The organism is Ruegeria lacuscaerulensis (assembly GCF_013033355.1).
GTDB lineage: Bacteria > Pseudomonadota > Alphaproteobacteria > Rhodobacterales > Rhodobacteraceae > Ruegeria > Ruegeria lacuscaerulensis_A.
Window position 1 is genome coordinate 127,223 of record NZ_WQDY01000004.1, and the last position, 14,950, is coordinate 142,172.

Consider the following 14,950-nt stretch of genomic DNA (forward strand, 5'->3'; position numbering starts at 1 on the left):
CCCCCGCCCTTTTGGCTTATGCTTTGGACAAAATCGCCCAGATCTCATCTTTTAGAACCGCGCGCTTCTTGCGCAATTCACCTTCGGCCAAATCCTCCATGGGCTCGACATTGGTTTCGGCTCGGTGCACCACGCGGTTGATCTCATGGTACTCCTCTGCCAGCCGCGCAAAGTGAGCGTCTGATTGCTTGAGCTGGCTCATCACCTCAACTTTGTCCGGAAACTCTTCGGCCAGTTCATGCGGGGTGTGGGACATTTCTGTTCGCTCCTTAGATTAGTCGTTGCGATTCAGGTTTATAGATGTCTGCGCTACCCCGCTTTGACGCGGATCAAATCACCGCTGTGATGTCGCCCATTGAGGATGAATCCATGGCCGGTCATTGGCCTTGGGCAACGGGTTGCGCCCCAACACATGATCCGAGACCTTCTCCCCGACCATGATGGAAGGCGCATTGAGGTTGCCATTGGTAATCTGAGGGAAAACCGAACTATCGGCCACCCGCAGCCCATCCACACCGATCACGCGGCCTTCAGGATCGACAACCGCGTTTGGATCATCCGCACGCCCCATCCGACAAGTTCCGCATGGGTGATAAGCGCTCTCGGCATGTTCCGCGATGAAAGCGTTCAATTCATCATCTGTTTGAACGTCAGCACCGGGCTGGATCTCCTTGCCGGCATAAGGTTTGAACGCCTCCTGCCCGAAAATCTCACGGGTCAGGCGGATACAGGTGCGGAAGTCTTCCCAATCCGCCTCATGACTCATGTAGTTGAACTTGATCACAGGGGCATCCTCGGCCCTTTTGGATCGCAATGTCACAGCACCCCGCGACGGCGACCGCATCGGACCAACATGCGCCTGGAACCCATGCCCCTCGGCCGCCGCCTGCCCGTCATAGCGTACGGCAATCGGCAGGAAGTGGTACTGAATGTCAGGATATTCGACACCCGGCTGCGAGCGAATGAACGCCGCGCTTTCAAACTGGTTCGATGCGCCAAGCCCGGTTTTGGTAAACAGCCACTGCGCGCCGATCAAGCCCTTGCTGATCAGGTTCCAGTGTTTATACAGCGTGATCGGCTGAAGCGACGCCTGCTGGATATAAAGCTCCAGATGATCCTGCAGGTTTGCGCCCACACCGGGGCGATCCGCAACAACCTCAATCCCATGCTCGGCCAGATGCGCGGACGGGCCAATCCCTGACAACATCAACAGTTTGGGCGAGTTGATGGACGACGCCGCCAGCACCACCTCGCGCCGGGCACGGATGACTTCAGTCTTGCCACCGCGCACAAGTTCAACTCCGGTCGCACGGCCATTCTCGATTACGACCTTCGACGCCAGACCCCGCACAATATCGCAATTGTCACGCTTGAGCGCAGGCTTCAGATACGCGTTCGCCGCCGACCAGCGCCGCCCCTTCCAGACGGTTTGCTCCATTGGGCCAAAGCCTTCCTGCTTTTCGCCGTTATAGTCGCCCGTGACCTCGTACCCTGCCTGCTGGCCCGCATCGACGAACGCTTTGAACAGCGGATTCTCGCGCGGCCCACGCGACACATGCAGCGGACCATCGGTGCCGCGCCACGCCGTGTCGCCCCCGTGCCCACCGTCGTGCCAGGTCTCCATGCGTTTATAATAGGGCAGCACATCCGAATAGGACCACCCATCCGCCCCCATCTCGGCCCAGGTATCAAAGTCCCGCGCGTGGCCGCGCACATAGACCATGCCGTTGATCGAGGAAGACCCTCCGATCACCTTGCCGCGCGGACAGGCCAAACGACGGTTGTTCAGATGCGGCTCGGGCTCGGACTGATAGCCCCAGTCGTAGCGCGACATATTCATCGGATAGCTCAGCGCAGCCGGCATCTGGATGAACGGTCCAGCATCCGTTCCGCCATGCTCGATCACCAGAACCGAGGCCCCTGCCTCGCTTAGCCGGTATGCCATCGCGCAGCCTGCGGAACCTGCGCCGACGATGACGAAATCTGCTTCCATTTTTGGGTCTCCGTTTCCCACCGGTGCACCAAGATTTTCCATCGAAAAACCTTGGCCGAACCGAAGGGGGTATTACTAAATCAGTCTGTTATTCTCCGCGGGGAAAGCGTTGGCTTTCCTCGACGACATTCAAGTCCATGTGGTTGCGCATGTAACGCTCGGATGCCTTTTGCAGGGGCTGATAATCCCAAGGGTAGTACCCCCCCTGCCGCAGCGCCTCATACACCACCCATCTGCGGGCTTGACTGGCACGTACATCTTCGTCGAACCGGTTTAGATCCCAACGCGCCTCGGACTTGGCACGCAGGGTTTGCAAGGTGCCTGCATGTTCAGGTTTTTCGGCGAGATTTTCCAACTCATGCGGATCGGCCTCAAGGTCGAACAACTGGTCGGGGTCCAACGCGCAAAGGTTGTATTTCCACTTGCCATACCGCAGCGAAACCAGCGGCGCGTATGACGCCTCGGCCGCGTATTCCATCGCCACAGGCGCAGCACGCTCGGCGCCGTTAGCCAGCGGCACGAGGTCTTCGCCATCGGTCCATGGTGCGATTTCGGCCATGTCGACACCCGCCAGCGCGCCAAGCGTCGGCGTGACGTCGATGGTCGAGACCGGCGCCTCAATCCGACCCGCTGGTAAATCGGGCGAAGAGATCATCAGCGGCACCCGCGACGAGCCCTCGAAGAAGGTCATCTTGAACCACAGGCCCCGCTCACCCAGCATGTCGCCGTGGTCCGAGACAAACAGGATCGTTGCCTCTTGCCGCGTGGTTTCCAACACTTCGAGGATTTCGCCGATCTTATCGTCCAGATACGAGATATTTGCGAAATAGGCCCGGCGGGACTTGCGGATATCGTCCTCAGAGATGTCAAAGCTACGCCAGTCATTCGCGTCGAAAATCCGTTTGGAATGCGCGTCCTGATTGTCATAGCCAAGGTCCGAAACTTCGGGCAGCAGATGCTCGCAATCCTCGTACAGATCCCAATATTTCCGACGAGCCACATAAGGATCATGCGGATGGGTAAAGCTGACGGTCACGCACCATGGGCGATCGTCCTTGCCGCGCGCCAGATCATAGAGCTTGGCCTTGGCGTTATATGCGACCTCGTCGTCATATTCCATCTGGTTGGAAATCTCGGCCACGCCGGCACCCGTCACCGAACCCATGTTGTGATACCACCAGTCGATCCGCTCGCCCGGTTTGCGATAATCGGGCGTCCAGCCGAAATCGGCGGGGTAGATGTCAGTGGTCAGGCGGTCCTCGAACCCGTGCAATTGATCGGGACCGACGAAATGCATCTTGCCTGACAAGCAGGTATAGTACCCAGCCCGGCGCAAGTGGTGCGCATAGGTGGGGATGTCGCTGCGGAACTCGGCCGCGTTGTCATAGACGCCGGTGCGCGAAGGCAACTGCCCGGACATGAAACTGGCCCGGCCCGGCGCGCACAAAGGTGAGGCTGTGTAGGCATTGGCAAACCGCGTGGACCGCGCTGCCAGTTTCTTGAGGTTCGGTGCATGCAGCCAGTCTGCGGGACCATCCGGAAAGAGGGTCCCGTTCAACTGATCCACCATCAGAATCAGAATGTTAGTTTGTGTCATGTTTCAGCCTCAAGAAAAGTATCGAGCACACGCATCGCGTGGTTGACCGCACGTTCCGGCTTTTCAGGCGCGTTAAGGGCGGCGTGGATATAAAGGCCGTCGATCAGCGCGACCATATCCTCTGCCGCCTCAATCGGATCGGACAGCAAAGGGCGCAACGCATAAATCAAGTTCGACCGAATACGCGCCTGATAGATTTGCCACAGACGCAGCGCCTCATCATTGGTTTGCGCCAGCACATAAAAGGTCATCCAAGCTGCGATTACGTCAGGCGTGAAGCAGGACGGGGCAAAACAGGACCGGATAATCGCCTGAGCACGCTCATTGGGTGCGGCGCCTTTCAACTCCTGCCGGGCCTCGGCCCCGAAATCCGAAAGGATGCGGCGCATGGCGGCCAGAAAAATCTGGTCCTTGCCCCCGAAATAGTGATGCGCCAGCGCGCTGGACATACCGGCCCGTTTGGCGATCTGGCTAACAGTGACATCAAGGGATTTCTTCGCCCCCAATTCGGCAATCGTGGCTTTGACGATCGCATCCCGACGGATCGGCTCCATTCCGAGTTTTGGCATCGTTACCCCTCCACTGCGCAAGATGAAAAAACGCTAAGAGGTTTTTATTGACCCGTCAATCAATAACGCCTTGTTCCACCGGAAACAGCTACAGTTTCGGAGCGATACTGGGTGTCGTCAGGCTGCTGCGGTTCAGAACGGCTTCGCGCCAGGCAATAAAGCTGACGGCGGACAGAATCAGAGTGCCTCCGGCAACGACCCAGATGTCGACGCTCTCGTGAAACACCAGCGCACCCATGAGGGTCGCCCAGATCAGCTGCAGAAACGTGACCGGCTGCGTCACCGCTACAGGTGCTGCCTGCAGTGCCAGCGTCATGAAGTAATGGCCCAGCGTGGCAAAACTGGCGACCAGAAACAACACGCCGAGGTCATACAGACTAGGCGGCGTCCAGACGGCAACCGCAAAGGGGATCAGCGCGAGTGTCACCCAGATCGACATATGCGCCACTACGACTGAAGGCGGCAGGTCCTGCACTAGCCGTTTGGCCAGCAAATATGACGCCCCTAACGTCAGCGAGGTCATCAGCATTGCGATATGTCCCGGCGAAACCTCTCGAAAGCCGGGCCTGAGGATGATGGCAACCCCAATCAGGGCTACTCCAATAGCAGCGATGCGGCGAAACGCCAGTGGCTCACCCAGAAACAGCGCCGCACCAAGTGTCACGTAGACCGGGGTCATGTAGTTCATCGCTGTGACTTCGGCTAAGGGTATCTGGGTCATGGAATAGAACCACAACATCACCGACACCGCGTGAACGATCCCGCGTATGCCGAACAGGGTTAAGTGCCTGCGCGACAACGGTGTCGAGACGATCAGGCGCAGCGCGGGCAAGAGAAAAACCAACCCAAAAACGAACCGCAGAAAAGCGGCCTCTATCGGATCCATGCTAGACCCCAACGACTTGACCAACGCTGTCATGACCACAAAAGACAACCCGGCCGAGAACATCCAGAACATGCCGGCAACAGGCCGAGCGGGGGCGGTGAGAGTTGTCATGTTAACGGTTCAACACTGAATACCGCTTGGGGACAAGCCCTCAGATCACGACAAGTTTGGCCGCGATCGCCAACATCACCACACCGATAATCATATCCAAGACCTGCCACGACCTGGCACGGGCGAATATCGGAGACAAAAACCCTGCCCCGTAGCCGAGCGAGAAAAAGAAGACAAAGCTTGCGGTCATCGCACCAACAGCAAAAGCCAAACGGTCCTCGTATTGGGCTGAAATCGACCCGATTAGCACAACCGTATCCAGATAAACGTGCGGGTTCAGCCAGGTGAAAGCCAGCACCGTCAGCAGCACAGACCGCAAGCTAGATCGTTGACCGCCCTCTACCTCCATCACTGCGCCCCCGCGCCACGCGGAATTCAGGCTTCGCAACCCGTACCAGGTCAGAAAAATCGCGCCCCCATACCGCATCGCGGTTTCGAACCAAGGAACCATCTGCGCCAGCGATCCGAAGCCGGCCACACCCGCTGCGATCAGGATCGCATCCGACACCGCGCAGGTTAGACACAGCGGAAATACATGCTCGCGCCGCAAGCCCTGCCGCAAAACAAAAGCATTCTGCGCCCCGATAGCAAGGATCAGGCTAAAGCCGAGCGCAAAACCGGCAATCAGAGACGTGGGCATGAGAACTCCTTAAGCTGTTGGCCAGTTGACTACGACGCTCAAGGCTGCCTATCAAATTAAAGATGTTTATCCCGATTAAGTTTTACTAATGCTGCTCGACCCCAATCACCTGTCCGCTTTGTCTGCCATTCTGCGTCATGGCAGCTTTGAGGCCGCCGCGTCCGAGCTATCGGTCACACCTTCCGCTATTTCCCAGCGAATTAAAGCGTTAGAGGACCGGGTCGGTGCCGCATTGATACTTCGCGGCACACCCTGCACCGCCACTCCGGCTGGCCTGCGCATCGCCCAACACGCCGAGGACATCGGATTGCTGGAGGCCCAACTGGCACGTGAATTGACGCTGGACCAAAACACAAACCCTACGCGCGTTCGGATTGCAGTGCCTGCCGACGTGCTGGCAACTTGGTTTATCGACGCCATGGCGCAGGTGGACGACATGCTGTTTGATCTTGTGATCGACGATCAGGATTATTCCGCTGACTGGTTAAAGCGCGGAGAGGTCAGCGCAGCCGTCACTATCGGAGGTCAGCCTGTCGCGGGCTGTGATGCAATCGCGCTCGGGTCGTTGAGGTACTTGGCGACAGCAAGTCCGGCATTCATGCAAAGGTGGTTTCCGAAAGGGGTAAACATCGACAGTCTTGGCAAAGCGCCAAACCTGACATTTAACCGTAAAGACGGCCTGCAAAGAGCGTGGATCACTCAACAAACCGGGCGGCGTCTTTCGCCACCCTCTCACTATCTGGCTTCTTCGCATGGCTTTGTCGAAGCCGCGATTGCCGGGCTGGGATGGGGGATGAACCCCGAAAGCCTTGTAAAGCCAGCGTTGCGCGATGGCAGCCTGTCCCTGTTGCTTCCGGATGCGCCTTACGATGTTCCCCTGACATGGCAAGTCGGGCGCATTCTGGCCCCGGCGCTGCACCCGTTGACCCAAGCGGTGAAACGCAGCGCAAGCAAGGCGTTGCAGCCGGCATAGGTCAAGCCGAAGCCGAGCTTTCCGCCACCGGCAAAACCAGGCGATAGCAGGCAAAGGCCGCGAATACGGCCACCACAACGATAAAGGCAATGGCCCAGGCGACCTCGTGCATATGCGCCACCGCGGCCAGCGCGGCGGAAAGGATGACGGCGACCAGGCGACTGACGCTCTTAATCGCTGCCGCACCTTTGACCCGCTGATCCTTTGGGGCCACGTCCAGATAATACAGTTTTCGCGCGCTGCTGATACCGGTCACGGCCACTGTCACGATGAACAACGCGATGGCGTGCAGATGAACATCATGATCCAAGTGCAAGAAATGAAAGACCAAAAGCACCGTCCCCGTGATGGCGACCATCAGGTTCCCTGTCACCATGACCGCCCGATGGGACTTCATGTTCACCGCCTGCCACAATGGCGCGGAAACCAGATAGCCAGACGCCGAGGAAACGATCATGGCCGTCAGACCCTTGGCCGAGGCATGGTGCGCCTCAGCCGCGATCAGGGCGAAAAAGGGCACTGAAAGCGTGGCCGCGACCAGAGGCAAGCGCATGATCATGTAACGCCGGAACCACGCCTCGTTGAACATCGCGATGATGTCGGTGAAATAGGTGATGAACTTGCGTTTCGCCTCGGGCGCGGCATCGCGGGTGCTTTCATCACCGCTCGCGCCTTCGAACATCGCCAGAATGGCCAGGCCCGACAGGATAAAAAAGCCCACGGACACGAAGATGATTGCTGAATGGCGCGAGAAAGGCGGGTTTTCTTTGACGATCTCATGCACCAAAAGCGCCAGACCGATGGCGCCAAGCCCTCCGACCCCTAGTTGCAGGTAGCGCATGATCATGCGGGATTTGGATTGAACGTGATCGCCCAATAAATCCGTATACATCAGCATCTGCGTCTCATCGACCAACCCGATGATGAAGAAAACAAGGACAAACGCCGCCGCGATCAGTGGCACATAACCCGTCGTCGCTACCCCCAGTGCAATCAGAAGGCAGAGGCCAACCGCGACCTCGGTCAGCGCAATGCCACGTTTCTTGCGGTCGTGGGCCGAAATCGAACGCGCCAGGAACACATCCGCAATCACGCTGCCCACCATGCGAACCGAGACCAGCGCGCCCGCTATGAACATGGGCAATTCCAGCGAGACAGCAAGAAACGGCAGCACGATAGAGGGGCTGCCAAGCGTCCAAGCGATTTGCGACAGGATGCTTTGCCCGGTCAACACGGGTAGGTTTCGTTTCGCAGGGATCGGGGGACTGTCCGTCATGCTCTCATTGCTGTTTTGCGAACAGCTTACCGAGTTTAACGTGTTCCGCCAAGCACACTGAAAAGGCGCATAAAAAAACCCGACCAGAGGCCGGGTTTTCCTGATCGATTAACGACAGGATCACAGCTGAGCCATGACCTCATCCGTCGCTTCGAAATTGGTCGTTACGCGCTGCACGTCGTCATCATCTTCCAGCGCATCGACCAGCTTCATCAGCTTTTGCATATCTTCCAGGCCCAGCTCGGTCGTGGTCGTGGGTTTCCAGACCAGCTTGGTGGATTCGGATTCGCCCAAGGCCTCTTCCAGCGCGTTGGATACGTCGTTCAGATCGGTATCGGCGCACCAGATGATGTGACCGTCTTCCGAGCTTTCGACATCTTCGGCGCCCGCCTCGATCGCGGCCTCAAAGATCGAGTCTGCATCGCCCGCTTCCGCTTGATAGACAACCTCTCCCTTGCGGTCGAACATGAACCCGACCGAGCCGGTCTCGCCCAGATTGCCGCCATTCTTCGAGAAGGTAGACCGCACGGTCGAGGCTGTACGGTTGCGATTGTCGGTCATCGTCTCGACGATCACCGCCACGCCGTTCGGGCCATAGCCCTCGTACCGGATTTCTTCGTATTCGTCGCCTTCACCGGCCACCGATTTCTTGATAGCGCGGTCGATCACGTCCTTGGGGACCGAGTTCGACTTGGCCTCTTTCACCGCCAGACGCAGGCGCGGGTTCTTGTCGGGATCGGGATCGCCCATTTTGGCGGCCACGGTGATCTCTTTCGACAGTTTGGAAAACAGTTTGGACCGCGCGGCGTCCTGACGTCCCTTGCGGTGCTGGATGTTGGCCCATTTGGAGTGGCCTGCCATAGTGCGTCCTCGTTATCGTGATTGCGTGTTCGGCGCTCATATAGACGGTTGCGGGGGGCAGGATCAAGAGAGCGGCTTGCCCGATATCCCGTCACGGGTATGGTGGCGACATGACAAGTGATCAAATTATTCTTTTTGCCCTTTTCGCCACGGTTTTTGGAATGCTGCTATGGGGGCGGTTCCGATATGACCTGGTTGCCTTTTCGGCGTTGATGATTGGTGTTGTGCTGGGCGTTGTGCCCGTGGACAACGCATTCGCCGGGTTCGGCCATCCCGCAACCATCATCGTGGCGTTGGTTCTGGTTGTGTCTGCCGGGCTGGTGCGCTCGGGCGCGGTATTCCTGATTACGCGCTCGCTGGTCGATGCCTCGCGCGGGCTGGGCGCGCATATTGCGCTTATGGGCGGGATCGGAGCGGTCCTGTCGGCCTTCATGAACAACGTGGCGGCGCTTGCGCTTTTGATGCCGGTCGACATCCAGACGGCGCGCAAGGCCGGACGATCTGTGGGCCTGTCACTCATGCCGCTGAGTTTCGCTACCATTCTGGGTGGCATGGTCACGCTGATCGGCACACCGCCCAACATCATCATCGCCTCGATCCGAGCCGAAACTCTGGGTGAGCCATTCCATATGTTCGATTTCGCCCCCGTGGGCGGGATCGCAGCCATTGCCGGTCTGGCTTTTGTCGCGCTGATCGGATGGCGGTTCATCCCCGATCGCGGGCCGCAAACCGAAAGCTCTGAGGCGCTGGCCGAATACATCGCCGAGCTGACCATCCCGCCGGAATCCCCTCAAATCGGCAAGCGCGTCAGCGAGTTGTACGAGGTGGCCGAGAAATCCGACGTCGCCATCATCGGCCTGATCCGCGACGGCAAGCGTCGCTATGGACGCTCGGCCCATGCCACCCTGCACGCGGGCGATGCGCTGGTGCTGGAGGCCCGCCCCGAGGCGCTGGACGAATTCCGCGCGGCGCTGAACCTGGATTTCTCGGACACGCGACGGCAGGAATTGCTGACCGCCGAGGGCGACGGGCTGGAAGTGATCGAGGTCGTCGCCACCGAAAACGCCCGTATCGCCGGGCGCACCGCCCAAGGGTTGGGGCTGGCATGGCGACAAAGCACAGTGCTGATGGGCATCTCGCGCCAGGGTCGTCAGATCACCGAACAAGTCCGCAAGACCGAGGTTGAGGCGGGCGATATCCTGCTGCTGCTCTGCCCTCGTGACCGCAGTGCGGATGTGACCGAGTGGCTGGGCTGTTTGCCTCTGGCGCAGCGCGGCCTGAACGTCACCGCGAATGACAAGGCGTGGCTGGCCATTGGCCTGTTCGGTGCGGCTGTTCTGGCCGCCAGTATCGGGCTGATTTACCTGCCCGTTGCGCTGGGTCTGGTTGTGGTCGCCTATGTGCTGACCAAGATCATGCCCATCACCGATATCTACAACCATATCGAATGGCCCGTCGTGGTACTGCTGGGCTCGATGATCCCGTTGGGCAGCGCGCTCGAGACCTCGGGCGGAACAGAACTGATTGCGAATGCTCTGATCCAGCTGACCAACGGCCTGCCTGCATGGGCCATTCTGACGGTGCTGATGGTGGTCACGATGACCTTGTCGGATGTGCTGAACAACACCGCCACCGCCATCGTCGCCGCTCCTGTGGGCATCCAGATGGCGCGCACGCTGGAGGTCTCGCCCGATCCGTTCCTGATGACGGTGGCCGTGGCGGCCTCGGCCGCGTTCCTGACGCCCATCGGGCACAAGAACAACACGCTGGTGCTTGGCCCCGGCGGCTATCGCTTTGGCGATTACTGGCGCATGGGACTGCCGTTGGAGGTTCTGATCATCGCCGTTTCAGTCCCCTCGATCCTTGTGTTCTGGCCGCTGTGACGGATAAAGGCTGCTTATGAAACGATTTCTGATCCTGCAATTGCGCCCTGAGACGGACGCCTCGGATGCTGAGTATGCCTCGATCCTGGACAAAACCGGGCTAACGCCCGAGCGAACGCATCGCATCCGTCTGGATTGCGAAACTCTGCCTGAGGGGCTCGACGTAACCGATTACGCAGGCGTGATCGTCGGCGGAGGCCCCGGCTGCGTCAGCGATGATCCCGCAACGAAATCTGACGTAGATGCCCGCGTCGAGGCGTCGATCATGGGATTGATGCCGCAGATTACTGCGCAGGACCATCCCTTCATGGGGTGTTGCTATGGCTTAGGCATTCTGGCCGCCCACCTTGGCGGGGCGGTCAGTAAAGAAAAATACGGTGAACCCGTCGGGCCTTCGGCCTGCCACGTGACCGAGGACGGTATGCAGGACCAGCTAACAGTAGGGCTGCCCGTAACTTTCGACGCGTTTGTCGGCCACAAAGAGGCGGTTCAGGCACTGCCCGAAGGATGCGTGCACTTGCTGGCTTCTGACCCCTGCCCGTTTCAGATGATCCGTTTCGGCCAGAACGTCTATGCGACGCAGTTCCATCCCGAGGCCGAGGCAAAGGACTTTGAGGAACGCATCAATATCTACAAGCATCACGGCTATTTTCCACCAGAGGATGCCCAGCGCCTGATCGACATCTGCCACGCGGCCGACGTCACCCAGCCGGCACTGATCCTGCGCCGTTTTGCGGAACGCTATGGCTGACCCAACGGCGCGGTTGCGCAATTGCCGACCGCTCGCATAGGCTGACCGGAACGGCTTTGGGAGGAGTTGTTCTTGGATCTACTCATTTCTGTCGGCCTGCCCCTGTCGCTGGCCATTATCATGCTATCGCTGGGCGTAGGACTTGAGATTGCAGATTTTCGCCGCGTCCTGACACGCGGCTACCCCTTTGCTATCGGCGCGCTGTGTCAGGTCGTGCTGCTGCCAATAGCGGCCTTTGCCACAGTCAAACTGTTCGCGCTGCCGCCCGAAATTGCGGTGGGGTTTATGATTCTCAGCTTCTGCCCCGGCGGTGTGACTAGCAATATCCTTTCCAAACTGGCCAAGGGGGACGTGGCCCTGTCGGTCAGCCTGACGGCAGTGATCAGCCTGTTGTCGATGCTGACAGTGCCGTTTCTGGCTGCGTGGTCGATCGCGCATTTCATGGGGGCCGACGCCCCCGAGGTCTCGATCACCGGACTGGCAATCGCCATGTTCCTGATCACCACCCTGCCCGTCGCAATCGGTATTGGCATCCGCCATTTCGCGACTGGATTTGCAAACCGGATCGAGAGCGGCTTGTCCAAGTTGGCAACGGTCTTGTTCGTGCTCGTGGTTCTGGCTGCATTGGCCGCCAATTGGCAGACATTCACCGAAAATCTCGGGATCATGGGCGGCAGCCTGATCACCCTGAACATTGCACTACTGCTGATCGGTCTGGGGATTGCCAAAGCCGCGAACTTGTCATGGGATGAGGCTAAGACCGTCTCAATCGAAACCGGCATTCAGAACTCGACCCTTGGCATCACGCTGGCCGCGCTGATCACTGGCACCGAAAGCGGATTTAGCCCGCTGGCCCTTCCGTCGGCCGTTTACGGGATCACGATGTATGTCGTGGCCGTGCCCTTCCTCCTATGGTTCCGCCGAAAGGACGTCGCATGACCAATAACACAGCAGATGCCATCGTCGTTGGGGCCGGTCTGGCGGGGCTGGCTGCCGCTGCCGAGCTGGGCGACCGGGGTAAAAAGGTCATCATCGTCGATCAGGAACCGGCGCATTTTCTGGGCGGGCAAGCATTCTGGAGCCTTGGCGGGCTGTTCATGATCGACACCCCGGAACAGCGCCGCATGGGTATCCGCGACAGCCACGACCTGGCCTTGCGCGATTGGATGGGCAGCGCGCAGTTCCACCGGGATGAGGACGCGTGGCCGCGCAAATGGGCCGAGGCTTATGTGGAATTCGCCGCAGGCGAGATGCGTCCGTGGCTGCACGATATGGGCCTGCGCTGGTTCCCCGTGGTCGGCTGGGCCGAGCGCGGCGGGTCTTATGCGGATGGGCATGGCAACTCGGTCCCGCGGTTCCACATCACATGGGGCACCGGGCCGGGCGTATTGGAACATTTTATCCGCCGCGTGCGCGAACATGTGGATAACGGGCTGATCCAGATGAAGTTCCGCCATCAGGTCAGCCATATCATTATGCAGAACGGCTGCGCCAAGGGTGTCTCGGGCGAGGTTCTGGCCGATGACACCGCCCAGCACGGGGCCAAGACCAACCGCGACGAAGTGGGTGAGTTCGAGGTCTACGCGCCCTCGATCATCGTAAGTTCCGGCGGGATTGGCGGCAATTTCGAGATGGTACGTAAGAACTGGCCCCGTGAACGGCTGGGAGAGCCGCCCAAGGATATGATCGCAGGTGTCCCCTTTCACGTGGATGGCCGTATGATTGCCATCAGTGAGAAGGCGGGCGGTCACGTGATCAATGGAGATAGGATGTGGCACTACACCGAAGGCGTGCGGAACTGGGATCCGATCTGGCCATCGCATGGCATCCGCATCCTTCCCGGACCAAGCTCTATGTGGTTTGACGCGACCGGCAACCGGATGAAGCTGCCCTGTTTACCGGGGTTTGACACGCTGGGTACGCTAAAGGAAATCCTGAAAACCGGCTATGAATACAGCTGGTTCGTGCTGACCCAGAAGGTGATAAAGAAGGAATTCGCCCTGTCAGGGTCCGAACAGAACCCCGACATGACCGAAGGCGGTTGGCGCGAAGTGCTGTTGCAGCGGATACTGACCGGATCAAAAGCCACTGCCCCGGTCGAGGCGTTCAAACAGCATGGCGAGGATTTCATTGTCGCCAATACGCTCAGCGAGTTGGTGCGTGGCATGAACCAGATGGGGGAGGCCCCAATCGACGAGGACCATCTGCGCGCCCAGATCGAAGCACGGGATTCACAGGTTGATAACCCCTTCACCAAAGATGCCCAGATGGCTGCCATTCTGGCCGCGCGCAACTATCGTGGCGACCGGCTGATCCGCACCGCCAAGCCGCATAAGTTCCTTGATCCGAACAACGGTCCGCTGATCGCGGTCAAACTGCACGTTCTGACGCGCAAGACGTTGGGCGGGCTGCAGACCAACCTCGACAGCCAAATGATCGGTACGGATGGTCAGGTCGTCCCCGGCCTGTTCGCGGCCGGAGAAGTCGCGGGCTTTGGCGGCGGTGGATACCACGGATACAACGCGCTGGAGGGCACGTTTCTGGGCGGTTGCATCTTCTCGGGCCGCAATGCGGGACGCTCGCGCGCTGTGGCCTGATTACTGCGCGCGGACGAATTTCAGAACGGGCTCTCCTGCCGCGTCCAACAGCACAAGGCTGTCTCCGGCCATTGCATAGCGGGTCACAGTCTGGAGCGCGGCAAGGAATTGATCTTCGACCTCTTCAAGCTCGGGCGGGCATGCCATCAGGGTCGCAGCCATGTTGTCAGGGAAATTCAGGCTGTCACCACTGATTTCGGCCTGGCCCGAGAACCTGTTGCACCCGCCGGTACCGCCGAACGCGCCGCCCTGTGCAAAGGTAATCTGAGGCGGGCGTTTCGCGTCCACCACTTCTCCGTTAATGCCGATTGCTGTCCAGTTGGTGTCATCCAGACTTGCGGCTGGTTGCGAAGGAACCTTCACCAACAAAAGATCTGCCGTATCCCCGGCTCCTCGCGTCAGCACAGGGTTCACCGTATCTGTTGTGAACAGCAGTTTGTTGCCATGGTAGATTGAGCCTCGGACGGCATATGTCCGGCCATCTTGAATCAGCGCGTCATCATAGGTCAGCTGGTAGTCGGCAGGGACACTGGTCAACGCATAGCGCTGAGACGCAAGCGTCACTGCAGGCGCATCAGCCAGAGAAATATCCTGCAGTTCGACGTAAAGAGTCGCGTCCGGAAGCACTGCAATCCGCTCGCGATATGTGGCGGTCCCGGTAACGGTGCCCGCATGGCTTTGACTTCCCAGAATGGTCAGCGCAACTGCGCCAACGACGATGGCCTGGCCGAGCTTCGGAAAAGGCATGTTCCAATCCTTTCACATTCGTATTTGATAAAAAGATCGTGGCTTGATCAGCGTTTACAAGCCCCC

14 protein-coding genes are annotated in these 14,950 nt (G+C 59.1%); 5 read left to right on the forward strand and 9 right to left on the reverse strand.

Annotated elements, in window-relative coordinates; genetic code table 11:
- Positions 1-16: 16 nt before the first annotated feature.
- The 6 genes from GOW48_RS09320 to GOW48_RS09345 all read right to left on the reverse strand — a co-directional run bounded on the left by GOW48_RS09320 (position 17) and on the right by GOW48_RS09345 (position 5,796).
- Positions 17-256 carry a YdcH family protein gene (locus GOW48_RS09320; protein WP_170753172.1) on the reverse strand — a complete coding sequence of 80 codons (240 nt, stop codon included), beginning with the start codon at positions 254-256 and terminating at the stop codon, positions 17-19.
- A gap of 78 nt (positions 257-334) precedes the next feature.
- Positions 335-1,993 (reverse strand): choline dehydrogenase, encoded by a 1,659-nt coding sequence (gene betA, locus GOW48_RS09325; RefSeq protein ID WP_170753174.1) that lies wholly within the window; start codon positions 1,991-1,993, stop codon positions 335-337.
- Positions 1,994-2,081: 88 nt separating this feature from the next.
- Positions 2,082-3,590, reverse strand: a complete 1,509-nt coding sequence (gene betC, locus GOW48_RS09330; protein WP_170753176.1) for a choline-sulfatase — start codon at positions 3,588-3,590, stop codon at positions 2,082-2,084.
- Entirely contained in the window at positions 3,587-4,159 is a 573-nt protein-coding gene (gene betI, locus GOW48_RS09335; RefSeq protein WP_170352477.1) for a choline-binding transcriptional repressor BetI, read from the reverse strand. Before betI ends, betC begins: the two co-directional genes overlap by 4 nt.
- An 88-nt stretch (positions 4,160-4,247) precedes the next feature.
- On the reverse strand, positions 4,248-5,156 hold the full coding sequence (locus tag GOW48_RS09340) for a DMT family transporter (protein WP_170753178.1): 909 nt from the start codon (positions 5,154-5,156) through the stop codon (positions 4,248-4,250).
- Between the two features lie 40 nt (positions 5,157-5,196).
- The gene (locus GOW48_RS09345) at positions 5,197-5,796 is read right to left on the reverse strand and encodes a LysE/ArgO family amino acid transporter (protein WP_170753180.1); all 600 of its coding nucleotides are present in this window, start codon (positions 5,794-5,796) and stop codon (positions 5,197-5,199) included.
- An 88-nt stretch (positions 5,797-5,884) separates the two neighbouring features.
- Between GOW48_RS09345 and GOW48_RS09350 the strand changes: the two genes are divergently transcribed.
- The gene (locus tag GOW48_RS09350) at positions 5,885-6,769 is read left to right on the forward strand and encodes a LysR family transcriptional regulator ArgP (RefSeq protein ID WP_170753182.1); all 885 of its coding nucleotides are present in this window, start codon (positions 5,885-5,887) and stop codon (positions 6,767-6,769) included.
- A gap of 1 nt (position 6,770) precedes the next feature.
- Here the strand turns inward: GOW48_RS09350 and GOW48_RS09355 are convergent, their stop codons facing one another.
- Both GOW48_RS09355 and GOW48_RS09360 read right to left on the reverse strand, forming a co-directional pair.
- A complete protein-coding gene (locus GOW48_RS09355; RefSeq protein WP_170753184.1) occupies positions 6,771-8,045 on the reverse strand; it encodes an MFS transporter in 1,275 nt (424 codons plus the stop codon).
- A gap of 120 nt (positions 8,046-8,165) precedes the next feature.
- Positions 8,166-8,906, reverse strand: a complete 741-nt coding sequence (locus GOW48_RS09360; RefSeq protein ID WP_170753186.1) for a YebC/PmpR family DNA-binding transcriptional regulator — start codon at positions 8,904-8,906, stop codon at positions 8,166-8,168.
- A 110-nt stretch (positions 8,907-9,016) separates the two neighbouring features.
- On the opposite strand from GOW48_RS09360, the gene GOW48_RS09365 reads away from it, so the two are divergent.
- The 4 genes from GOW48_RS09365 (at position 9,017) to GOW48_RS09380 (ending at position 14,137) form a co-directional block, all read left to right on the forward strand.
- Complete coding sequence (locus GOW48_RS09365; protein WP_170753188.1) at positions 9,017-10,789, forward strand: SLC13 family permease; 1,773 nt, start codon at positions 9,017-9,019, stop codon at positions 10,787-10,789.
- A gap of 16 nt (positions 10,790-10,805) precedes the next feature.
- Positions 10,806-11,540, forward strand: coding sequence for a glutamine amidotransferase (locus GOW48_RS09370; RefSeq protein WP_170753190.1), 735 nt, complete (start codon positions 10,806-10,808; stop codon positions 11,538-11,540).
- A 72-nt stretch (positions 11,541-11,612) separates the two neighbouring features.
- Entirely contained in the window at positions 11,613-12,479 is an 867-nt protein-coding gene (locus tag GOW48_RS09375; protein ID WP_170753192.1) for a bile acid:sodium symporter family protein, read from the forward strand.
- Complete coding sequence (locus tag GOW48_RS09380; protein WP_170753194.1) at positions 12,476-14,137, forward strand: FAD-binding dehydrogenase; 1,662 nt, start codon at positions 12,476-12,478, stop codon at positions 14,135-14,137. Before GOW48_RS09375 ends, GOW48_RS09380 begins: the two co-directional genes overlap by 4 nt.
- Here the strand turns inward: GOW48_RS09380 and GOW48_RS09385 are convergent, their stop codons facing one another.
- Positions 14,138-14,884 carry a YbaY family lipoprotein gene (locus GOW48_RS09385; protein WP_170753196.1) on the reverse strand — a complete coding sequence of 249 codons (747 nt, stop codon included), beginning with the start codon at positions 14,882-14,884 and terminating at the stop codon, positions 14,138-14,140.
- Positions 14,885-14,950 lie beyond the last annotated feature (66 nt).